This window comes from Luteimonas sp. A534 (assembly GCF_054072805.1).
On record NZ_JBSVRR010000002.1, the window covers coordinates 106,895 to 126,525 of the forward strand.

At 70.8% G+C, this 19,631-nt stretch carries 21 protein-coding genes; 6 read left to right on the forward strand and 15 right to left on the reverse strand.

Annotated elements, in window-relative coordinates; translation table 11 throughout:
• Positions 1-11 precede the first annotated feature (11 nt).
• Positions 12-923: a glycine--tRNA ligase subunit alpha gene (gene glyQ / locus ACW5F0_RS05170; protein ID WP_456999211.1), complete on the reverse strand. Its 912-nt coding sequence runs from the start codon at positions 921-923 to the stop codon at positions 12-14.
• 108 nt (positions 924-1,031) lie between these two features.
• On the opposite strand from glyQ, the gene ACW5F0_RS05175 reads away from it, so the two are divergent.
• A complete protein-coding gene (locus ACW5F0_RS05175; protein ID WP_456999212.1) occupies positions 1,032-1,760 on the forward strand; it encodes a glutamine amidotransferase in 729 nt (242 codons plus the stop codon).
• Between the two features lie 81 nt (positions 1,761-1,841).
• Positions 1,842-2,738 carry a hypothetical protein gene (locus ACW5F0_RS05180; protein WP_456965383.1) on the forward strand — a complete coding sequence of 299 codons (897 nt, stop codon included), beginning with the start codon at positions 1,842-1,844 and terminating at the stop codon, positions 2,736-2,738.
• 10 nt (positions 2,739-2,748) lie between these two features.
• On the opposite strand, the gene ACW5F0_RS05185 is transcribed toward ACW5F0_RS05180, so the two are convergent.
• The 5 genes from ACW5F0_RS05185 to ACW5F0_RS05205 form a co-directional block, all read right to left on the reverse strand.
• Entirely contained in the window at positions 2,749-3,465 is a 717-nt protein-coding gene (locus tag ACW5F0_RS05185) for an RDD family protein (RefSeq protein ID WP_456965384.1), read from the reverse strand.
• Entirely contained in the window at positions 3,465-4,217 is a 753-nt protein-coding gene (gene tatC, locus ACW5F0_RS05190; protein WP_456965385.1) for a twin-arginine translocase subunit TatC, read from the reverse strand. Before tatC ends, ACW5F0_RS05185 begins: the two co-directional genes overlap by 1 nt.
• Complete coding sequence (tatB, locus tag ACW5F0_RS05195; protein WP_456965386.1) at positions 4,204-4,599, reverse strand: Sec-independent protein translocase protein TatB; 396 nt, start codon at positions 4,597-4,599, stop codon at positions 4,204-4,206. Before tatB ends, tatC begins: the two co-directional genes overlap by 14 nt.
• 24 nt (positions 4,600-4,623) lie before the next feature.
• Positions 4,624-4,845: a Sec-independent protein translocase subunit TatA gene (gene tatA / locus ACW5F0_RS05200; protein WP_456999213.1), complete on the reverse strand. Its 222-nt coding sequence runs from the start codon at positions 4,843-4,845 to the stop codon at positions 4,624-4,626.
• A gap of 79 nt (positions 4,846-4,924) precedes the next feature.
• Positions 4,925-5,857 carry a lipid-binding SYLF domain-containing protein gene (locus ACW5F0_RS05205; protein ID WP_456999214.1) on the reverse strand — a complete coding sequence of 311 codons (933 nt, stop codon included), beginning with the start codon at positions 5,855-5,857 and terminating at the stop codon, positions 4,925-4,927.
• A gap of 179 nt (positions 5,858-6,036) precedes the next feature.
• Between ACW5F0_RS05205 and hemH the strand changes: the two genes are divergently transcribed.
• Together hemH and ACW5F0_RS05215 are read left to right on the forward strand one after the other, a co-directional pair.
• Positions 6,037-7,002, forward strand: coding sequence for a ferrochelatase (gene hemH, locus ACW5F0_RS05210; RefSeq protein WP_456965389.1), 966 nt, complete (start codon positions 6,037-6,039; stop codon positions 7,000-7,002).
• Between the two features lie 59 nt (positions 7,003-7,061).
• Positions 7,062-7,904 carry an alpha/beta fold hydrolase gene (locus tag ACW5F0_RS05215; RefSeq protein WP_456965730.1) on the forward strand — a complete coding sequence of 281 codons (843 nt, stop codon included), beginning with the start codon at positions 7,062-7,064 and terminating at the stop codon, positions 7,902-7,904.
• A gap of 16 nt (positions 7,905-7,920) precedes the next feature.
• Here ACW5F0_RS05215 and ACW5F0_RS05220 read toward each other — a convergent pair whose 3' ends face one another.
• The 4 genes from ACW5F0_RS05220 to ttcA all read right to left on the reverse strand — a co-directional run bounded on the left by ACW5F0_RS05220 (position 7,921) and on the right by ttcA (position 11,262).
• On the reverse strand, positions 7,921-8,427 hold the full coding sequence (locus tag ACW5F0_RS05220; protein WP_456999215.1) for a hypothetical protein: 507 nt from the start codon (positions 8,425-8,427) through the stop codon (positions 7,921-7,923).
• Between the two features lie 47 nt (positions 8,428-8,474).
• On the reverse strand, positions 8,475-9,278 hold the full coding sequence (locus tag ACW5F0_RS05225) for a M48 family metallopeptidase (RefSeq protein WP_456965391.1): 804 nt from the start codon (positions 9,276-9,278) through the stop codon (positions 8,475-8,477).
• Positions 9,279-9,345: 67 nt separating this feature from the next.
• Entirely contained in the window at positions 9,346-10,251 is a 906-nt protein-coding gene (locus ACW5F0_RS05230) for a recombination-associated protein RdgC (RefSeq protein ID WP_456965392.1), read from the reverse strand.
• Between the two features lie 108 nt (positions 10,252-10,359).
• Positions 10,360-11,262, reverse strand: coding sequence for a tRNA 2-thiocytidine(32) synthetase TtcA (gene ttcA / locus ACW5F0_RS05235; RefSeq protein WP_456999216.1), 903 nt, complete (start codon positions 11,260-11,262; stop codon positions 10,360-10,362).
• A gap of 100 nt (positions 11,263-11,362) precedes the next feature.
• Between ttcA and ACW5F0_RS05240 the strand changes: the two genes are divergently transcribed.
• Together ACW5F0_RS05240 and ACW5F0_RS05245 are read left to right on the forward strand one after the other, a co-directional pair.
• Positions 11,363-11,578 carry a YdcH family protein gene (locus tag ACW5F0_RS05240; protein ID WP_456965731.1) on the forward strand — a complete coding sequence of 72 codons (216 nt, stop codon included), beginning with the start codon at positions 11,363-11,365 and terminating at the stop codon, positions 11,576-11,578.
• A gap of 253 nt (positions 11,579-11,831) precedes the next feature.
• Complete coding sequence (locus ACW5F0_RS05245) at positions 11,832-13,943, forward strand: Ig-like domain-containing protein (RefSeq protein WP_456965394.1); 2,112 nt, start codon at positions 11,832-11,834, stop codon at positions 13,941-13,943.
• A 4-nt stretch (positions 13,944-13,947) separates the two neighbouring features.
• Here the strand turns inward: ACW5F0_RS05245 and ACW5F0_RS05250 are convergent, their stop codons facing one another.
• The 5 genes from ACW5F0_RS05250 to ACW5F0_RS05270 all read right to left on the reverse strand — a co-directional run bounded on the left by ACW5F0_RS05250 (position 13,948) and on the right by ACW5F0_RS05270 (position 19,446).
• The gene (locus ACW5F0_RS05250) at positions 13,948-14,529 is read right to left on the reverse strand and encodes a hypothetical protein (RefSeq protein WP_456965395.1); all 582 of its coding nucleotides are present in this window, start codon (positions 14,527-14,529) and stop codon (positions 13,948-13,950) included.
• Between the two features lie 157 nt (positions 14,530-14,686).
• Positions 14,687-17,353 carry a glycerol-3-phosphate 1-O-acyltransferase PlsB gene (gene plsB / locus ACW5F0_RS05255; protein ID WP_456999217.1) on the reverse strand — a complete coding sequence of 889 codons (2,667 nt, stop codon included), beginning with the start codon at positions 17,351-17,353 and terminating at the stop codon, positions 14,687-14,689.
• 61 nt (positions 17,354-17,414) lie between these two features.
• On the reverse strand, positions 17,415-18,341 hold the full coding sequence (locus ACW5F0_RS05260; protein ID WP_456999218.1) for a hypothetical protein: 927 nt from the start codon (positions 18,339-18,341) through the stop codon (positions 17,415-17,417).
• A gap of 73 nt (positions 18,342-18,414) precedes the next feature.
• Positions 18,415-19,092, reverse strand: a complete 678-nt coding sequence (locus ACW5F0_RS05265) for a hypothetical protein (RefSeq protein ID WP_456965398.1) — start codon at positions 19,090-19,092, stop codon at positions 18,415-18,417.
• 36 nt (positions 19,093-19,128) lie between these two features.
• Complete coding sequence (locus ACW5F0_RS05270) at positions 19,129-19,446, reverse strand: hypothetical protein (protein WP_456965399.1); 318 nt, start codon at positions 19,444-19,446, stop codon at positions 19,129-19,131.
• Positions 19,447-19,631: the final 185 nt, after the last annotated feature.

Sequence of the window (19,631 nt, forward strand, 5' to 3'; positions counted from 1 at the left end):
GTGACTCCCTGTCAGGCGGCCTTGTGCGGGACGGATTTGAGTCCGGGGAAGCCGAGCTTCTCCCGCTGTGCGCGGTAGGCCTCGGCCACCGCCTGCGACAGCTTGCGCACGCGCAGGATGTAGCGCTGGCGCTCGGTGACGCTGATGGCGCGCCGCGCGTCGAGCATGTTGAAGCTGTGGCTGGCCTTCATCACCTGCTCGTAGGCCGGCAGCGGCAGGTCGAGTTCGACGAGCTTCATCGCCTCGGCCTCGCAGGCATCGAAGCGGTGGAACAGCTCCGCCACGTCGGCATGCTCGAAGTTGTACGTGCTCTGCTCGACCTCGTTCTGGTGGTAGACGTCGCGGTAGGTCACCGGCGTGCCGTCGGGGCCGTGGGTCCACACCAGGTCGAAGACGTCGTCGACGTTTTGCAGGTACATGCACAGCCGCTCGAGACCGTAGGTGATCTCGCCCAGCACCGGGCGGCACTCGATGCCGCCGGCCTGCTGGAACCAGGTGAACTGGGTCACCTCCATGCCGTTGAGCCAGACCTCCCAGCCCAGGCCCCAGGCACCGAGCGTCGGCGACTCCCAGTTGTCCTCGACCAGGCGCAGGTCGTGCACCAGCGGGTCGACGCCCATGCTCTTCAGCGACTCGAAGTACAGCTCGACGATGTTGTCGGGCGAGGGCTTCATCACCACCTGGTACTGGTAGTAGCGCTGCAGGCGGTTGGGGTTCTCGCCGTAGCGGCCATCGGTCGGGCGGCGACAGGGCTGCACATAGGCCGCATTCCACGGCTCCGGCCCGATCGAGCGCAGGAAGGTCGCGGGATGGAAGGTGCCTGCGCCGACCTCGAGGTCGAGCGGCTGGATCAGCACGCAGCCCTGCGCGGCCCAGAAGTCGTTGAGCCGTTGGATGAGCTGCTGGAAGGTCGGTGCGGTCATGCGTGTTCCGGCCCGCCAGGGAGCAGCGGCGCGTTGAAAGGGGACGCGCTAGTATACCGGCCCCCTCCGCGCAACCCGCGCGTGGGCGGTGACTTTCCGGTGTCCTGCATGAGTCGAAACGCGCGCCCTTTCCTGGTCGTGGAGACCGGCCGTCCCATTCCTTCGATGCGTCGCCACGGGCGCTTCCCGCACTGGATCCGCACCGCCGCGGGACTGTCGCGCGGCGAGGTCGAGGTGGTCGACGTGCAGTCGGGCGAGGCACTGCCGTCGCACCGCGGCTATGCGGGCGTGCTCGTCACGGGCTCGGGCGCGATGGTCAGCGACCGCGAGCCCTGGAGCGAGCGCAGCGCCGACTGGCTGCGCGACACCGTCCACGGGGGCGCCGCGGTGTTCGGCATCTGCTATGGCCACCAGCTGCTGGCGCACGCGCTGGGCGGCGAGGTCGGCGACAATCCGCGCGGGCTCGAGATGGGCACCGTCGCCCTCGACCTCTCCGCGCACGCCGCGGAGGATCCGCTGTTCTCGGGGCTGCCCGAGCGCTTCCAGGCCCAGGCCACCCATGTGCAAAGCGTGCTGCGTTCGCCCGATGGTGCCGTCGCGCTGGCCAGCTCGGCCATGGACGACTGCCACGCCTTCCGCTGGGGCGACGCGGCCTGGGGCGTGCAGTTCCATCCGGAGTTCAGCGCCGACCACATGCGCGGCTACATCGTGGGGCGTGCGGAGCGCCTGGCGATCCACGGCCAGGATCCCGTGGCCATCCACGCCGCGGTGCGCGCCGCGCCGGACGCGCGCCGGGTGCTGCGCCGCTTCGTGCGCCGCGCGCGCCGCCACGCCTGAAACGGTGCGGCGGGGCGCATCAGTTACGATGGCGCCGCGTGGCCTGGCCACCGACTGACACCACTACCCGGACATGACTGGATGACGACTCGCACGATGGGCCCGGCTTCGGGCTGGCGCTGGTTCAAGAACGCGGTGAACCTCGGTGCAGGCAATCCGAAGGCGATCTTCGGCGGCGCGGCGCTGCTCGCGGTGGTCGTGTTCGTGGTCGCGGTGGTGATGAGCCTCGCGCTTGGCCTGGTCGCGCCCGAGGGTGGGTCCGCCCAGGTGGTGCTGAGCATGCTGGTGTCGCTGCCGCTGCTGGTGCTGATGGGCGCCCTGCTGGTGGGCTACCTGCGCGTGATCGACGCAGTGGAGCACGGTCGCCCCACGACGGCGACGCAGATCTTCCACGGTTTCGCCGACAAGGACGCGTGGCTGCGCGCGATCGTGATCCTGCTGGCGCTGGCGCTGCTGCAGTACGCGCTGATCGGTGGCGCGGTGGCGCTGGTCGCACCCGAGGCCGGGCGCTGGTACCTCGACAACATGGCCACGGCCCCGGACCCGACCGCGCAGGCGGCGGTGCCGCCCGGTTTCGGCCGCGCGTTCGCGGTGACGATGGTGGTGGGCGTGCTGGTCTATGCCGCGCAGGCGATCGGACTGGGCCAAGTCGCGCTTCGCGGCAAGGCCGCGGGCGCGGCGCTGGCCGACGGCGTCGCCGGTGCGCTGCGCAATGCACTGCCACTGGCGCTGCTGCTCCTGATCGCCATGGCCGCCATGGTGGTCGTGGTGCTGGTGCTGGGCGTGATGGTGCTGCTGTTCTCCGCGCTTGGCGACGGCATCGGACTGGTGCTGGGCATCGTGATCGGCGTACCGGTCTACCTGCTGCTGGTCGTGGCAATGATCGTGGTGAGCTGTGGCGTGATGTACTCGATCTGGCGCGATGTGTGCGGGGACGACGGCGATCGCGGTGCGGATGATCGACACGTCATCGCCTGAGGCGTGATCCTCAGCCCCAGAGCGCGCGGTCCAGTGCGCTCTGCAGCGCGAACGCCATCGCCGCCGAGCCCCAGGCGGTGGCGAGCAGCAGCAACACGCCCAACAGCACCAGCCAGGCCGCGGCCCATCGCGGCATCCGCTCCGTCACACCCGGCCCCAGCACCACGCGGGTGCGGCTGAGCCGGTCGTGCAGGGCGGCATGGCCGGGCGGGACGGCAGCCAGCATGTGGCCGACATTGAGGCTCAGCCAGGACAGCGCACCGGACACGAAGCGCAGCAGCACCGCGCCGGTACCGGGGTCGCCGCCGTTCGCCGTGGCCACGCGGAGGCCGAGCGCGCGCTTGCCGGGCGTGGCCCGCAGCGGTGAACGCTCGAAGCCGACGCACCAGGCGAGGAACAGCGCGATGAATGCACCCAGCGGCGGACCGGCCAGGGCCAGGATCGCCGACTGCAGCTCCGCGGCCGCGGCCAGCAGGGCGGGGTCGCGCATTGATCCCTGGACCATGCCGAACAGCGCACCGAAGTGGGGCGCGGACGCGACATCGGTGGCGATGATGGCCGTCGCCATGCGCTGCGCCACGGCGTCGACCAACGCGCTCCACGCGTCGAGCAGGGTTGTCGTGGCGACCCGCAGGCGGCCCGCGGACAGCGCCAGCACCGGCAGTGCGACCAGCGCCGCGTCGATGGACCAGGCCGCGCTGCGTCGCCAGAAGCCGGCGGGGCGCATCAGTCGGTGCCGCGGTCGCCGGCGGCGGCCTCGCGCGGACCCAGCATGCGCGAGGCGAGGATGCCGGCTTCGTACAGCAGGACCATCGGGATCGCCAGCATCAGCTGCGAGATCACGTCCGGGGGCGTGATGATCGCCGCCAGGATGAAGATGCCGACGATCGCGTAGCCGCGCGCCTCGCGCAACTGCGCCGGCGTCACCCAGCCCAGCAGCACCAGGATCACCAGCGCGACCGGCAGCTCGAAGCTGATGCCGAAGGCGAGGAAGATCACCAGCACGAAGTCGAGGTAGGCGTTGATGTCGGTCATCATCGCCACGCCTTCGGGCGTGACCATGGTGAGGAAACTGAAGACCGAAGGCAGCACCACGAAAAAGGCGAAGGCGCAGCCGGTGTAGAACAGCACTAGTGAACTCGCCAGCAGCGGCACCGCGAGGCGCTTTTCGCGCCGGTACAGGCCCGGCGCCACGAAGGCCCAGGCCTGGTACAGCAGCCAGGGCATGCTCACCACCATCGCGGCGAAGAAGGCGAGCTTCAGCGGGGCGAAGAACGGCGAGGCGACTTCGACCGCGATCAGGTGCGCGCCCTCGGGCAGCTTGTCGACCAGCGGCTGCGACAGCAGGGAATACATCTTGTTGGCGAAGGGCAGCATCGCCGCCAGCACCACGGCGAAGCCCACCAGCCCGCGCAGGATGCGGCTGCGCAGCTCCAGCAGATGGTCGAAGATGTGGCCCTCGCCCTCAGCGCCGGCCATCGTCGTCTCCGGGCAAAGGTGGCTTGTCGCCGGTGGCGTCGTCGTCCGGGGCGGCGCCGGTGGCCAGTTCGTCACGCAGTGCCTTCAATTCAGCGCGGGCGGCCTCGCCCTTCTCGCGCACCTCGCTGTCGAGGTCGGTGACCGCGGTGCGCACCTCGCGTTCGAAATCCGTGGTCGCGGTGCGCGCGGCGTCGAGGTTGCGCTTGAGTTCGTCGGCGGCGAGCTCGCGCTCGAGTTCGGACTTCACCGAATACCACTGCGCGCGTGCGCGGCGCACCCACAGCCCCGCGAAGCGCGCGGCCTTCGGCAGGCGCTCGGGACCGAGCACCACCAGCGCCACGAGCGCGATCATCAGCAGCTCGCCGAAGCCGAGATCAAACATGGCTGGACGCCCGCCGCGCCGCGATCAGCGCTGCACGGAGTCGTCGTCGCGCTCGGCCTTGCGCTCGCCTTCGCGGGTCTGGTCGCCGAGCTGGCCGGCCGGCTTGTCCTCGTCGGCCATGCCCTTCTTGAAGCCCTTCACCGCCTCGCCGAGGTCGCGGCCCGCGCCGCGGAGGCGCTTGGTGCCGAAGATCAGCAGCACGACCACCAGGACGATGATCCAATGCCAGATGCTGAAACTGCCCATGCCGCGAGTCCTGCAAGTGTTCGGGGGCTCAGGATACCAAGTCGCCCCAGGCCATAGCCGCGGGCGTGGAGGCCTGGCCTCAGTCGATCGGGTCCGGGAGCGGCGCCGGGAGGTCGTCGGCGGGAAGCGGCTCGGACGTCACCGGTGATTCGTCGACCGGCTGGAAGCCGCCTGGCGCCTGCGTGGCCGGGGCGGTGCCGATCGGCGCGGTCTCGACCAGGGGCGACCGCGTCGCGTCCGGGGCGCCCGTACCGGTACCCGTCGCGGCGGCGACGGCCGGTGCCGACGCGCCGGTGCCGCGGTTCGCGCGCGCCAGCGCGGTGGCCTCTTCGATGGTGTCGCGGAAGTCCACCACGGCGGTCGACGGCTGCCCCTGCGCGCGGCCTTCGAAGATCATCCGCGGCGTGGTGTCGCGGCCATAGACGGCCTCGTTGGCGTCGTCGTCGATCGACAGCACCGCGCCGTCGAGCGCGACGCCGGCGAACAGCCCGCGCGCCCGCGACCACGACCAGATCTCGGCCTTCAGTTCGCCATCGGTGGCGGTGGAGGCGTTGCGGCCCAGCGGCCCGGCGGCCACGGAGGCGTCGGCGCCGAGCGTGAACTTGCCGTTGACGATCGACTCCAGGCCGCGCTCGCTGCGGAACACCAGCACCACGTCGGCCGACTGCACGCCGGCCTGGAAGCCGATGCTGCCGCCGGTGAGCTTGATGAAGACCGGGTTGGACCAGGTGCCATCCGGATTCTTCACCGACATCAGGCCGTGGCCGCGGCGGCCGCCGATGATCAGGCCGGCCTTGATGGTGTCGGGTACGACCACGATCGCGCGGCCCTCGTCGAAGAGCTTCTCGGGAATCGCCGACTCGGGGATCTCCTGGATCTCGGCGAGCACGCGCACCGCGTTGATCGCGCGCGCGTCTTCCTGGGGGCCGGCCAGGGCGGGGGCGGCGACCAGCGCCAGGCACAGCGCGGAGGCGAGGACGGGCAGGCGGAGCGGATGGCGCTTGGCGGACATGGGGTACTCCGGGACGGAATGCTTGGGAAGGATGCGACGCGGGGCGGGTGCTGTCGACCGCGCGTGGGGGCTCAGGCTATGCGCGATGCGATGAATCGACGGTGAGCCTCGCGTGCCCGTGCACGTACCGACCGTACACTGGACGGCCGCCGTCTGCCCGCCAACACGCCAGCAACGACATGACCGACTCCACGCAACGCGCCCGCGACGTCCTCCTCCTGGCCAACCTCGGCACGCCTTCGGCCCCGACCGCAGCGGCGGTGTCGCGCTACCTGGCCGAGTTCCTGTCCGATCCCCGCGTGGTCCAGCTGCCGCGCATCTTCTGGCTGCCGCTGCTGCGCCTGGTGGTGCTGCCGCTGCGTTCGCGCAGGGTTTCGCACAACTACGCCGAGGTCTGGATGGACGGCGGTTCGCCGCTGGAAGTGCATACCCGCAGGCTGGCGGCCGCGGTGCAGGAACGGATGCCCGGCGTGCACGTGGAACACGTGATGCGCTACGGCGAGCCCGCGCTCACGCGCCGCCTGTGCGAACTGCGCAGCGAAGGCGCGCGCGTGCTGGTGCTGCCGCTGTATCCGCAGTACTCCACCACCACCACCGCATCGGTCAGCGACGTGATCGGGCGCGAACTGCCCGAGGCACGGATGGTAGAGGATTACCACGTCGACCCGGACTGGGTGCAGGCGGTCGCCGGCTCGATCCGCGCACACTGGGAGCGCCATGGCCGCGGCGACCGGCTGCTGTTCTCCTTCCACGGCATCCCGCAGCGCCTGGTCGACCAGGGCGATCCCTATGAGCGCCAGTGTCTCGCCGGCGCGCGGGCGATCGCCGCAGCGCTCGACCTGCCTGACGGCGCCTGGCAGGCGACCTTCCAGTCGCGCTTCGGCGGCGGCAAGTGGCTGTTGCCGGCCACCGACGCCACCGTCCGCGCGCTGCCCGCCGAAGGCGTCAAGCGCATCGACGTCGCCTGCCCCGGCTTCGCCGCCGACTGCCTGGAAACGCTGGAGGAGATCGCGATGCAGAACGCGGAGTTCTTCCGCGAGGCGGGTGGCGAGGCACTGTCGTACATCCCCTGCCTCAACGACGATCCGGCGCATGCGCGCGCGATCGCCGGGATCGCGGCGCGGGAATTCGCGGCCTGGCGCTGAAGCGCGAGGTTGCGATGCAAGGCACGCCCATGCACGGCACACCCATACACAGCTCGCCGATGCACGACTTCGAACTCCTCCTGCCGATGGGCACCGTGCGCGGCCTGCGCACGGGCGATGCCGGCGCTCCGCGCGTGCTGGCGCTGCATGGCTGGCTCGACAACGCCGCGAGCTTCGTCCCGCTGGCGCCATATCTCCCGGGCCTGGACCTGGTCGCGCCCGACCTGCCCGGGCATGGTGCCAGCGACCACCTGCCGCGCGGCATGGACTATTCCTTCGCGGGCGCGGTGCACACCGTGCTCGACATCGCCGACGCCCTGGGCTGGGAGCGCTTCACGCTGCTCGGCCACTCCATGGGTGCGGGCATCGCCAGCCTGGTGGCTGCGGCCTGCCCGGAGCGCGTCGAACGCCTGGTCGCGATCGAGGCCCTGGGCGCGCTGGCCGAGGAGCCCGGACGTACCGTCGACCGGCTGCGCGACGCGGTTGCCGCAGCGCGGGTCCTGCCAGGCAAGCGTCTTCGCGTGTTCGACGACATCGCGCCCGCCGTGCGCGCACGGATGAAGGCCAACGGCCTTGGTGAGCCGGCCGCGCGGCTGCTGGTGGAGCGGGGAACGGTGGCGGTGGAGGGTGGCTGGAGCTGGAGCAGCGACCCGCGCCTGACCCTGCCGACGCTGGTGCGGATGACCGAAGCCCAGGTCGAGAACCTGGTGGCCGGCATCACCTGCCCGACGAAGGTGCTGTTCGCCGATCCCGCGCAGCCCTACCTGCCCGATCCGCTACGGCGCGCGCGCGCGGCACTGCTGCCTGCGGGCGAACTGGTCGTGTTGGCGGGCGGCCACCACCTGCACATGGAGCAACCCCGCGAAGTCGCCGCTGCGATCGGCGGATTCCTGGCCGGCTGAAGCGTGCGCGCGCCGGTTACTGCTGCGTGGACCGCTCGCGCAGCTGGATGCCGACCATGAGCTGCGCGTCGCCGTGGCGGGTAAAGGTGTAGGTCGCTTCGCGCTCGCCCTGGCTGAAGCCGAGCATGGCGCTGTCGGCCTGCTGCATCGCCAGGGTCTGGGTCCAGCCGCCGCGGGCCATGGCAGCGCGTGCGTCGTCGAACATGGACGCCACCGTGCCGTCGGACTCGAGGCTCAGCAGGCGCGCGCCGCCGATGTCCATCACGCTGCTCACGCCATAGCTGGCCGGCAGGAACAGGTCGCCGGGGAAATCCGCCGGCAGCGCGATGCCGGCGCCGGTGGCGATGCTCATCTCGCCTTCCGAGGTGTGGATGCGCATGCGGTTGCCATCGCGGTCCACCTCCACCTGTTGGCCGCTGGCGCGTTCGATGGCGGCCTCGGCTGCGGCGTCGGCGGCGCGCTGGCAGCCGCTGCCGGTCACCACGAGCCCGACCATGAGCAGGGGTAAGAGAAAATGGCGCATGGATCTCCTGGGACTTCGCCGACAGATGCCTTACCCGTAGAACGCTCTCAGGCCGCCGGACCGGACAGGAGCCTCAGCATCGCCTTCAAGCGCCGACCGTGGTCGCGGAAGTAATCGCGTTCGACGCGCCAGTCCGGACAGCGCGCATCCACTTCGGCCCAGAACGCGGGCGAGTGGTCGGCATGCACCAGGTGGCAGAGCTCGTGCACCAGCACGTACTCGAAGGCCGAAGGCCGGCCCAGCACCAGTGCCAGGTCGAGCGCCACGGTGCTGTCGGGCGCCAGTGAACCCCACTGCGATGACATCGCCTTCAAGCGCACGCGCACCGGTGCGCGCGGCAGGCCGGGCAGGTAGCGTGGCAGCCAGGTGCCGATGTCGGCGCGGGCCTCGCCTTCGTAGAAATCGCGAAGCGCGCGACGCAGGGCGGCGTCGCCGCCGCGGCCGGTATGCCGGAACACCAGGCCGTCGCCGTCACGGACGACGCAGGCGTAGCGCCCGGCTTCCCAGCGCAGCGGCACCATCACCCCGCGCAGCGGCAGCGCGGTCGTGGTGTCGCGCGCGAGTGGTGCGACCAGGTCGTCGATGGCGTGCGCGCGCAGCTGCGCAAGCACCCAGTCACGGTGCTGTTCGAGGAAGCGTTCACCGGAGATCGCGCTCGCGCGCGGCGGCAGGGTCAGGCGCGCGCCGCGTTCGTCGACCGACAGCCGCAGGCGACGCGCGCGTGGATCGCGCACGCGCATCACTTCGACATGGCTGCCGTCGTCCATCGCAAGCGCGACGGTGTCGCGCTGGATGTTGCGGGTGCCCGATGCATCGGACTTCGTGAGCAGCAGGCGGAGCAGGGACGACATGTGCTGATTCTACCGGCGTGCACCCGCGTCGCGCGCATCCGTGGGCGCGGTTGCGATGCGACTGCGTTCAGGCATCGACGCGCGAGAGCTTCAGCGCAGGCTCCAGGATCTCGAACAGCCGCCGGACTTCGGCCGACATCAGCGCGAAGCGCGCGTCGAGTTCGGCGTGCAGGTCGTCGCGGTCGTTGCCCTCGAGCTGGTCCACCGCGCCGTCGAGGAACTTCAGCTTGCGCACCACCAGGTCCTCGCCGAGCACGAACGAAACGTGGTCGTCGAGCACCAGCGCAAGACGGGTGACCTGCTTGCCGGCTTCGAGGTGGTGGGTGATCTCCTCGCTGCCCAGGTCCTGGCGCTGGCACTTCACGATCGCGCCGGTGTCGTTGCCGTCCTTGAGTTCGCACTCCTCGCCAAGCGACAGGCCTTCGGGCAGCTGCTCGCCCGCGATCCAGCCCGTCAGCACGCTGCGCGGCGCGACTTCGGCATTTGCCGGCAGCGCCGGGAAGCTGCCCAGCGCCTGGCGCAGCGCCGAGACCACGGCCTCGGCGTTCTTGCGCGAGGAGGTGTCGACGATGCACAGGCCGTGCTTGAGGTCGAGCAGGGCGTCGGTGCGCGAAGGGCGGACGAAGGCGCGCGGCAGCAGCTCGTGCACCAGCTCGTCCTTCATGCGCTTGCGCGCGCGGCCGCCCGGGCGGCGGCCCTCGCGCTCCTCGGCTTCGTCGAGCTTGCGCGCGAGCATGTCGTTGACGACCGCGGAGGGCAGCAGGCGGTCCTCGCCGCCCACGGCCACCCAGGCGGCGTCGCCGATGCGGTGGGCATGGGCTTCGGAGTCGCGGCCAAGGGCCGGCACGAAGCCGCGGGAAGAAAGCTCGAGCGGGCCGACGGGCTTGAGCGGATGCGTTGCAAGCGCCTCCTCCAGGCCTTCGAGGTCGAGCGAGGTCGGGAAACGGAACAGGGTCAGGTTGCGAAAGAACATGGGTATCGGGGGCCGTGGTGGTGGGTTCGGGGAAGGATGCGTGTGCGCTGTCTCAGGGGACGCGCTGGCGTCCCGCGCGGGCGGGATGGGAGCTGCCGGGCTGCGGCATCAGGCGCCGTGGCCGGCGTGCGGCGTGTCGTCGGGTTCGCCGGCCAGCCAGTCGCGTGCGTCGACCATGGCCGCCGCGTCGCGGTGGCCCAGGCCGAGGAAATCGAACAGCTTCGGATCTGCCAGCTGCGAGGGCCGGATGTTGCCGAGCGCGCGCGCGATCTGCTCGACGCGTCCGGGCGATTCACGCTCCCACTGCGCCATCATCCGCTGCACCTGTTTGCGCTGCAGGTTCTCCTGCGAGCCGCAGAGGTTGCAGGGGATGATCGGGAACGCCTTCGCCTCGGCGTAGGCGGCGATATCGTCTTCGCGGACGTAGGCCAGCGGGCGGATCACCACGTGGCGGCCGTCGTCGCTGAGCAGTTTCGGCGGCATGCCGCCGAGCCTGGCGTGGAAGAACATGCTGAGGAAGAAAGTGGCCACCATGTCGTCGAGGTGGTGGCCCAGGGCGATGCGGGTGAACCCATGTTCGGTGGCGTGCGCGTACAGCGCACCGCGGCGCAGCCGTGAGCACAGCGAACACATGGTCTTGCCTTCGGGCACCACGCGCGAGACCACCGAATAGGTGTCCTGTTCGATGATGTGGAAGTCCACGCCCAGCGAGCGCAGGTAATCGGGGAGCACGTGCTTCGGGAACCCGGGCTGCTTCTGGTCGAGGTTGACCGCGGTGATCGAGAACGACACTGGTGCCTTCTTCTGCAGCTGCAGCAGGACGTCGAGCAGGGTGTAGCTGTCCTTGCCGCCGGACAGGCACACCATGACCTTGTCACCGTCGGCGAGCATGCCGAAGTCGGCGATCGCGCGACCGACCTGGTGGCGCAGGCGCTTGCCCAGGCGCTGGGTCCCGTGGGCTGCGCGGCGTGCGCGTGGTGCGGGTTCGGCGAGGGGGAGAGCGATGCTCATGGAGCACGCATTCTAACGGTACCGGTCACGGCCGCCGCTTCGGCGCGGGTCGCGGCGGACGATGGTCGAGCAACGCAGGCAGCGTGTACTCTCGGACGCCATGCATTCTTCCGACGCCGCTGAACAGGCCCGACTCGCCCAGCGCCTCGTGGCGCTGAAGGCCGAGCATCGCGACCTCGATGCCGCCATTGCCCGGCTGCAGCTCGACCCGGGCGCAGACGAGTTGATGGTGAAGCGGCTGAAGAAGCGCAAGCTGCAGCTGCGCGATTGCATCGAGCTGCTGGAATCGGCGTTGATTCCCGACGAGCCGGCCTGAGGCTGGCGGCAGCCGCTGATCGGCGGTGCCACGCCGGACCGCAACATGCGTGGCGCGTTTGTCGGTTCTGTCCCCGTTTCCTCGTATATGGGGTGACAAGCCGTTTCGGCCGCATGCCTTCCCGGGCGGCGGCCTGGCGGACATCCCCTGCCAGCCTCGTGGCGCATCTGGTCCTCTCTCCCGGCCTGGTCGCCGCGCGGCTGGCTTTCCGCCCGGGCACGCTTCCGCCCGGACCTACGAGGACAACCCGATGATGAAGACGATCCCCGCCGCCGCACTGCTGCTTGGCGGCCTGTTGGCCGGCGCCGCGGCCGCCGCCGGCCTTGACCACGCGCCTGGCGACGATGTGGCCGTGACCACCCGCGGCAACGCAATCGCCATCGATGTGCTGGCCAACGATCCGGGCACCACGCCCCGGACCGACCTCCGCGTGTACCGGCAGCCGTCCCACGGCAGCGTGCAGGTGGGCGAGGGACGCCTCCTGTACACGCCCGCCGCGGGATTCACCGGGCGCGACAGCCTCGCGTATTCGGTCAAGACCGGACGCAGCTTCGGCGTCGCCACTGTGACCGTGGACGTCGGCGACGCCCTCAGGCTGCAGGGCAGGGTGACCGAGCGCGGCCCGGGCGCCGCGGTATCGGCCCGCGTCGGCGAGCGGCGCTTCCACGCCAAGGCCGATGCCACCGGTGCCTACACGATCGACGTGATCGGCCTTGAGGGCGAGATGGTGAGGCTGGAAAGCAGCCGTGGCGAGGTGGCCCTGGCGAGCATCGTCGGTGGCTTCGAGCGCCTGCTGGCCGAGGCGGGCAAGGACGGCGTGCTCACGCGCGAGGAAAACAACCAGGTGCAGGTGACCCGGCTCAGCGCAGCGCTTGCCTACCTGCTGCAGCTGGCCAACGGCGGGGCCCCGGTGGAGTCCGAAGGACAGCTCGCGGCGGCGCAGGGCGCGATGGACCTCGACGTGCTCCTGGAGATGTCGGCCGCGATCAAGCTGGTGGCCGATGGAACGCACGCACTCCCGAAGGGCGTTGCGGACACGATGGCGCTGATCAGCGACACCGATGCCTACCAGCAGTTCGTGCAGGCGGTGCGATCCAGTGACCCCGAGGCGATCGACAACGCCATTGCGTACACGCTGTCCGATGCCGATGTCGTGGTGCCGACGGACGCGGCCGGAATGGTCGGCGCGAAGTGGCTGGCACCTCCCGGCGCCACCGGCACCATCCGCGTGGGCCTGATCACCGGGCAGCACCTGGCGCTGGAAGAGGGCGGCGTCGGCACCTACGTCGATACCGTGCCGGCGCTCGATACGGGCGCGAGCTGGGTCGTTGTCGGCGGAGCGGCGGCCGTCGTCCTGGATACGCCGCGCGAGACCGAACACCTCCACTACCGGGACGGCGCGGATGTCAGAAGGGTTTCCAGTCTTGGGCGCCTGGACTTCACCCGCCTGGTCGACGGCGGCGCCAGTGGCCGCGACCTCGTGGGCATCACGTACCACTACGTGCAGTCGTATCCGGACAACCCGGAGTATCCCGACGTCGTCACCGCCGGGACCAGCAGCATGCTGTCCTATCGCGAGGGGGTGGCAGAGATCCCGTTCCGCGCGGACGAGTTCCCGGCGGACCGCACGTTGCAGCTGCATCGGCCCGAAATCTACGGCGTTGACGGCAGCGAGCAGACCAACGGCTCCAACTACGCCCTGCATCGGTTCAACAGCGGTGGCGGCGGCATCGTGCTCGACGATGCCCAGGCGTTCACCTGGTCGCTGGCCGGCAACGGACGCCTGCAGCTGGTCTACGAAGACGGCGAAGTCGCCGAGCTCGTACGCCTGGTGCGCGATGGCGCCAAGGGCGACGGTGTGATCGCCGCCTACCAGCTGCCCGACGGCCGCTCCAAGACGATCTACGCCCTGTCATCGGTGCGGGACGGCAGCCTGGAGTTCACCACGGCGAACCTGGCCCGGCCCTGGCGATCGGGCTTCGACATCTCGCAGACCGCCTACGATTTCGAGAACTTCTTCGGCTTCTACATCGTTCTCGATGGGCCGGACCAGACGGGAAGGCAGGTGAGTATCTATCCGGACGTTGGTATCAGCAGCACGCCGCTGAGCTGGGACCTGGTCGACGGCGTGATGGTGGCGCGCCGGTACCGGAACCACCATGGCTGGCAGGCCGAGTGCACCCTGGGCGTGGATGGCTGCTACCTGTTCATGGAGCGGCGCTGGGTGCCGGTGTCCCGTGCCGGCGGCCGGATCTACCTGCACGAGGAACTCTGGACGGCCGTGGATACGACCGGCCTGCTTCCCCTGGTCCTGCTCAGCCAGCGCGGCAACTTCTACGAGATCGATGCCCCGCCGCCGCATTGACGACTCAGGGCAGCCAGATCTTCCGTCGCGTCACCGGGCTGGCACTGGCATCCATCACCAGCCCGTTGGCGTCGAACTCGACCTGGATCTCGTCGAAGCTGCTGAGCCAGAAGCGCCAGACCTCGGCCTCGAGGTTGGGGTTCTCACTGCTCACGGGCCAGCCCAGCGACATCGCCACCTGCTCGCGGGTCATCCCCGGCGTGATGCGCGCGCTGGCGATGGCCTCGCGGATCTTGTCCGGGAAGCCCGCGGCCGCGATGCGCGGGTCTTCGGCCACGACGTATCGGGCGGCGAATTCGGCTTCCGACAGGTCGCGGCTGTAATGGTTCTCGATCACATGGCGCTTGCCGTCGACCAGCAGCCTGAGCTTGCGGCGGTCCTGGCGGGTCACGGTCAGCGGACTGCCGAAGGGCACGATGCGCGCGCCTTCGTCGTCGTAGTTGATGTCGTAGATCTCGCCGTCGAAGGCGCGCATGTTGCAGCAGAGGAAGCCTTCGGTCTGTCCTGCCTGGCGGGCGATGGCGGGCGTGGCTGCGGTGGCGATGGCAACGGCGACAAGCGCCGGCATGGCGTTGCGGAAGCGCATGGAATTCCCCTGTGTGTCGCGGCCGGGCCGCCGCGCGTGCGGTTCGCAGGGGCGAGCCTGGATCGGCGCCTCTGCGTACGCCACTCCCCATGGCGTGGGCGCATTGTGCGGGCAGCCGCGTCGCGAGTGAAGCCGGTGATGGACCGGCCGACGAACGTCAGGGCCCGGGCGTGGCCGGCGCCGTGGCCGGCGCCGCTTCCGGGCTGATCTTCTCGATCGTGTGGCGCAGCTCGCGGCCCAGGATCACCTTGGCGTCGCGCGCCCAGGTGTCCAGGCGCTGGTCGAAGGCCAGCTTGCTGTTGTGGTCCAGCTTCACCAGGCCGAGTTCGCGCAGCTTCTGGATGAAGCCGCGGAACAGCGCCTTGTCGAAGAACTCCGGTGCCGCGGGCGCGTACAGCAGGCTCAGCCGCTGCGCCGCCAGCTGGCACAGGCCTTCGAGCTCGCCTGCGCCGAGCGTGCCCGAACCGTTCTTGGCCAGCACCGAGATCGCGATGTAGTAGCGCTCGAAGGCCTGCTGCAGCGGATGGCCGATGGCACGCAGCCGGAACACCTCGTCCGACTGTCCTGCCTGGCGGGCAAGGATCCCGCCGTCGTCCTCGCTGACGCGCTCGAGCAGCCCCTCGCGTACGAACAGCTCGATCGTCGCGTCGATGCGTTCGGCGAAGCCGTCCTCGTCCCAGGGCAGGAACAGTTCGCCCTGCAGGAAGGGGTACATGCTGCGGCCGATGCGCAGCAGGGTCTCGCGCGCCATGCGCCGGTTGTGCAGGAAGCAGCACGCGATCCACGCCGAGGCCGTGAACAGGTGCACCACGTTGTTGCGGAAGTACGACAGCAGCACCGCGGTGTCGCCGTGAACGCGCAGCACGTCGCCCAGCGGATGCACCACGCGGTGCAGCACGCCGATCTCCTCGCCGTGGGCGATGATCTGCTGCGGCGAATGCGGGGTGACGGTGACCAGCGGGCTGTAGGGCACTTCGGCCAGCAGCTTCTTGGAGAGCAGGATCTGCGCCGTCAGGTCGCCCTCGCCCATGGCGTGCTTGGGCGTGGACAGCAGCGCCAGCGCCAGCAGGTTGATCGGGTTGACGTCGGCGGCGCTGTTGACGCGCTCCTGGATGCGCTGCGCGGTGGCATCGACCGTGGTCGCCAGCCAGTCGGGCTTGTCCTCGTCGGGAAGCGGCGTGCCGTCCCAGCTCGCGGCGTGCTCGGCCAGCATGTCGGCCAGCGCGATCGGCTCGCCGAAGTTCACCACGACCTGGCCGTAGTTCTGCCGCAGCACCTTCGGGATGCTCCACAGCAGCGCCCAGATCGATTCCTTTTCCTTGGGCTTGCCGGACAGCTCGTCGAAGTAGCTGTTGCCCTCCATCAGCTTCTCGTAGCCGATGTAGACCGGCTGGAACAGCACCGGGCGCGTGGGCTGGCGGAGGAACGCGCGCACGGTCATCGCCACCATGCCGCCCTTGGGCTGCAGCAGGCGGCCGGTGCGCGAGCGCCCGCCCTCGATGAAGTACTCGATCGAATAGCCGCCGGCGACCAGCTTGGCCACGTACTCGGTGAACACCGCAGAGTACAGCGCGTTGCCGCGGAAGCTGCGGCGGATGAAGAACGCGCCACCCTTGCGCAGGATGGTGCCGATCACCGGCAGGTTGAGGTTGATGCCGGCGGCGATGTGCGGCGGCACGATGCCGCGCGTGTACAGCAGATAGGACAGCAGCAGGTAGTCCATGTGGCTGCGGTGGCAGGGCACGTAGACGACCTCGTGGCCCGGTGCCGCGGCCTTGAGCTGGTCGAGGTGGTGCACCAGCACGCCGCGGAAGATGCGGTTCCAGACCGTGGTCAGCAGGAAGCTGGCCGAACGCACGACCGGATGCGAATAGTCGGCGGCGATCTCGTAGGCGTAGCCGTGCGCCTTCTTCCAGGCTTCGGCCTGGCCGCGGGCGGCATCGCCGCCTTCGCGCCGGGCCTGGTCGGCGATGGCGTCGCGCACCGGCGACGATGACAGGACCTTGTCGACCAGCAGGCGGCGGGTGGACAGGTCGGGGCCGATGATCGCGGCGCGGATGCGGTTGAAGTGCGTGCGCAGCAGCCGCGAGAGCTTGCGCACCTCGCGCTCGCGCTCCAGGCCCTCGGCGATGATGTCGCGCACCGCGACCGGCGGCGCGAAGCGCACCAAGGTGTCGCGGCCGTTGAGCAGGATCGCCAGCAGCCGGCGGAAGCGGCCGACCAGCGCCCAGTTCTCCGAGAACAGCACCGAGAACCAGCCGCTGTTCTTGTCCGGCGCCCGGCCAACGAAGATCGACACCGGCACCAGCTGCACGTCGAGCGCGGGGTCGTCGTGGTGCGCTTCAAGCAGGCGCGCGAGCGAGTCGGAGTGGCTCTTCTTCTTTTCCGGCTTGCGCTGGGTGGCGATCCGGGTGGCCAGGTCGAGCGCACTGCCGGCGTTGCGCCGCGACAGCGCGACGTAGGCGCGCTTGCGCCCGAGCAGGTCGCCCGGAAGCGGTACCAGCGGCGACGGCAGTCCGGCCTCGCGGCAGGCGCGATCAAGGATCAGCGCGTTGGACAGGCCGTAATCCTCGAGCACGTAGCAGACCTGGCGGTCGTCGATTGCCTCGCCCGGGGCCTGGGGCTCGGTGCTCAGCCCGATCCATGGCGACAGCGCGCGCCCCATCAGGCGCGCCCACCACGGCCGCGTGCGGCGGGAGGGGCGGCCGGGGCGCGGGCCACGCCCGGGCACGGTGGCTTCAACGGCCGGCCCGGGACCGGTGTCGGCGTCGGGGCGGTCGTCGGGCGTGGAGTTGGAATCGAAGAGGGAAGGCTGGTTCGGCATCGTCGACATTATGCCCGTGGGCGGTTCCGGCCCCCGCGCAGCGGCCGGGACGCGTCCCGGTTCAGGGAGCAGCCACCGGGGCCGGCGGTGCGGCGGGCGCGGGCTGCGTCTCGGCCGGGAGGTCCGTGGCACCGGCGGCCGCGCGGGCATGGCGCAGGTAATCAGCCAGGTACCAGCGGCCGTCGATGCGCTCCATGTCGACCACGGTGTCGATGGCGCTGCCCGCCAGGACGTAGCGCAGGCGGACGGTGGCGCGGTCGCCCTGCTGCACCTGCAGGCCGGCCTCGACGCTGTCGAAGGCGGCATCGAGGTCCAGGCCGTAGCCGGCCAGCACCGACCGGGCCTCGAGGGTGAAGGCGCCGATGCGCCCCAGCGACGCATCCATGCCGGCCGCGGCGATGCCTTCGGCCGACACCGCGCCCACGGCGCGCGCCGCGATGGCCAGGCGCGTGATCGCGGCCGCCGCGTGCTCGCGATCGGCCAGTGGCGCCCCTGCGGCCCACTGCGCCACGGCCGACACCAGCTGCGCGTAATGGTCGCGCTCGGAGTCGCTGAAGTCGCCCTGATGCTCAACATACTGGACGCCGAACATGCCCATGGTCGCGGCGGCGGCGCGGATTTCGCGCGCGGAACCGGCGAACTGGCGTTCGAAGCCGGCCAGCAGGGCGGTCTCGGCATCGTCCGCCGCCAGTGCTTCGAGCACCTGCGGCAACTGCTCCGAAAACGGCAGCTCGTCGAGCGGCCAGCGTGTGTGGCCGGCGCGCCAGGCCAGCTGCAGCCGCGTGTGCAGCGCTGGCGGCACGGCATCGCGCGCGAACGCGTCGAGATCGCCGCTGCGCATGTGGCCGCCCAGCACCTGCACGGCCAGCGCGGGCCGGCTCAGGTCGCTGGCTGCGGGTGTCTGTGCATCCGGCGTCACGGGCCGGCACGCCGCGAGCATGGCGGTCACTGCGGCGGCGGCCAGCAGCGACCGGAGGAACGGTGGCATGGGCATCGCATCCCTCCCCGGGCAGCAGGGCGCATCTTGGCCGCCGGCCGGCAGCCGCGGCAAGCCTACCCGGTCACAGGTCGCGGACCACCCAGCCGTGGGCGGCGGCAGCGGGCGCATCGATGGCGGCTTCGGCCACGCGTTCCGGCGGTTCGCCGGCGGCCCAGGCCGCGGCAATGGCGGCCAGCCTGTCGCGGGTGGCGCGGGTGTAGGCGCCTTCCAGCTCGTTCTGGGCGTCGGCGGCCAGCTTCTGCGGGTACAGCAGGCGCGCCTCCTCGCTGCGGTTGAGCATGGCGATCATGCGCGCCAGGCTGGTGCGGAAGGCCTCGGCCGACAGCGCCGTGCGCTGGGTCCGCTGCAGGTGCCACACCACCAGGTATTCCACCGGGCCGAGCATGCGCCGCGGGGTGGCGCCGAAGAAGTGCCCGGACAGCGCGCTGGCGGCCATCGGCGCGCCGGGGTCGGGCAGGCCGGTGGCGCCCCAGGAGCTGAGGGCCCCGCCCGGCAGGTCCATCCGGCGCAGGGCCACGCCGAAGGTCTCGGCGAGCAGCCGCTGCGCGCGCTCGTCGTCGCTTTCGGCCACCACGCCGACGATGCGCAGGAACAGTGGATAGCGCTCCTCGCCCAGCCGGCGCACCAGGCGCTTGAGCACCGCCAGGCGGTATTCGGGATCGGCATGCGCCGCCAGCGCCGACACCAGGCGGTCGGCGGCGGTGCGCAGGGCGGCGGGGGTGGGCAGGGAATCGGTCATGGCCGCGGCATTATCGCGGCTGGTGGTGCCGGCGGGTCAGGCGAACGCGTCGAGCACCGAATCCACGGCGCCCTCGGCGGCCTGGGCCAGCGGCAGGGCACCCAGCCGGGCCTCGAGGGCGAGGTCGCCGGCGAGCATGCGCGGACCGGCGCTGTCCCAGGCCGGCGCGGCGAGGACCCGTTCGCCGGCATCCGCCAGCGCGACCGGTGCGGCCTCGACCTCGGCGACGGAGCTCCCGGGCTGGACCTCGTGCGCATCCCCGCCCTGCTGGCGACGGAGGTCGTCCAGCGGCCCGTCGATCCGATGCAGGCCGGATGCGAGGTTGAGGTGGGAGTCGGGACCGATGGTGCTCATGGCGATGCCGTGGGACCTGGAGGGGGATTCGGGGCGATGGGCAGACTGTATCGCCGCGGGCTGCGCCTGCCACCTCGGGCCGACCCTAGCCGCCGCGACCCGTTCAGCTGCCGGTAGTCCGGCGTGCCGCGCAACTGCGCGCCGGAGCCGCGCCTGCAAGGTCGTGCATGGTAGCGTTCCGCCGC

What these genes read in the sequence shown, in the direction of transcription:
- tatA (WP_456999213.1), bottom strand. Translation starts at nt 4,845, where the DNA reads ATGGGCAGTTTCAGCATCTGGCATTGGATCATCGTCCTGGTGGTCGTG.
- ACW5F0_RS05240 (WP_456965731.1), top strand. Translation starts at nt 11,363, where the DNA reads ATGCATTCTTCCGACGCCGCTGAACAGGCCCGACTCGCCCAGCGCCTC.
- hemH (WP_456965389.1), top strand. Translation starts at nt 6,037, where the DNA reads ATGACCGACTCCACGCAACGCGCCCGCGACGTCCTCCTCCTGGCCAAC.
- glyQ (WP_456999211.1), bottom strand. Translation starts at nt 923, where the DNA reads ATGACCGCACCGACCTTCCAGCAGCTCATCCAACGGCTCAACGACTTC.
- ACW5F0_RS05185 (WP_456965384.1), bottom strand. Translation starts at nt 3,465, where the DNA reads ATGCGCCCCGCCGGCTTCTGGCGACGCAGCGCGGCCTGGTCCATCGAC.
- ACW5F0_RS05265 (WP_456965398.1), bottom strand. Translation starts at nt 19,092, where the DNA reads ATGACCGATTCCCTGCCCACCCCCGCCGCCCTGCGCACCGCCGCCGAC.
- ACW5F0_RS05230 (WP_456965392.1), bottom strand. Translation starts at nt 10,251, where the DNA reads ATGTTCTTTCGCAACCTGACCCTGTTCCGTTTCCCGACCTCGCTCGAC.
- ACW5F0_RS05205 (WP_456999214.1), bottom strand. Translation starts at nt 5,857, where the DNA reads ATGTCCGCCAAGCGCCATCCGCTCCGCCTGCCCGTCCTCGCCTCCGCG.
- ACW5F0_RS05220 (WP_456999215.1), bottom strand. Translation starts at nt 8,427, where the DNA reads ATGCGCCATTTTCTCTTACCCCTGCTCATGGTCGGGCTCGTGGTGACC.
- ACW5F0_RS05260 (WP_456999218.1), bottom strand. Translation starts at nt 18,341, where the DNA reads ATGCCACCGTTCCTCCGGTCGCTGCTGGCCGCCGCCGCAGTGACCGCC.
- tatB (WP_456965386.1), bottom strand. Translation starts at nt 4,599, where the DNA reads ATGTTTGATCTCGGCTTCGGCGAGCTGCTGATGATCGCGCTCGTGGCG.
- ACW5F0_RS05215 (WP_456965730.1), top strand. Translation starts at nt 7,062, where the DNA reads ATGCACGACTTCGAACTCCTCCTGCCGATGGGCACCGTGCGCGGCCTG.
- ttcA (WP_456999216.1), bottom strand. Translation starts at nt 11,262, where the DNA reads ATGAGCATCGCTCTCCCCCTCGCCGAACCCGCACCACGCGCACGCCGC.
- plsB (WP_456999217.1), bottom strand. Translation starts at nt 17,353, where the DNA reads ATGCCGAACCAGCCTTCCCTCTTCGATTCCAACTCCACGCCCGACGAC.
- ACW5F0_RS05225 (WP_456965391.1), bottom strand. Translation starts at nt 9,278, where the DNA reads ATGTCGTCCCTGCTCCGCCTGCTGCTCACGAAGTCCGATGCATCGGGC.
- ACW5F0_RS05180 (WP_456965383.1), top strand. Translation starts at nt 1,842, where the DNA reads ATGACGACTCGCACGATGGGCCCGGCTTCGGGCTGGCGCTGGTTCAAG.
- ACW5F0_RS05245 (WP_456965394.1), top strand. Translation starts at nt 11,832, where the DNA reads ATGAAGACGATCCCCGCCGCCGCACTGCTGCTTGGCGGCCTGTTGGCC.
- ACW5F0_RS05175 (WP_456999212.1), top strand. Translation starts at nt 1,032, where the DNA reads ATGAGTCGAAACGCGCGCCCTTTCCTGGTCGTGGAGACCGGCCGTCCC.
- tatC (WP_456965385.1), bottom strand. Translation starts at nt 4,217, where the DNA reads ATGGCCGGCGCTGAGGGCGAGGGCCACATCTTCGACCATCTGCTGGAG.
- ACW5F0_RS05250 (WP_456965395.1), bottom strand. Translation starts at nt 14,529, where the DNA reads ATGCGCTTCCGCAACGCCATGCCGGCGCTTGTCGCCGTTGCCATCGCC.
- ACW5F0_RS05270 (WP_456965399.1), bottom strand. Translation starts at nt 19,446, where the DNA reads ATGAGCACCATCGGTCCCGACTCCCACCTCAACCTCGCATCCGGCCTG.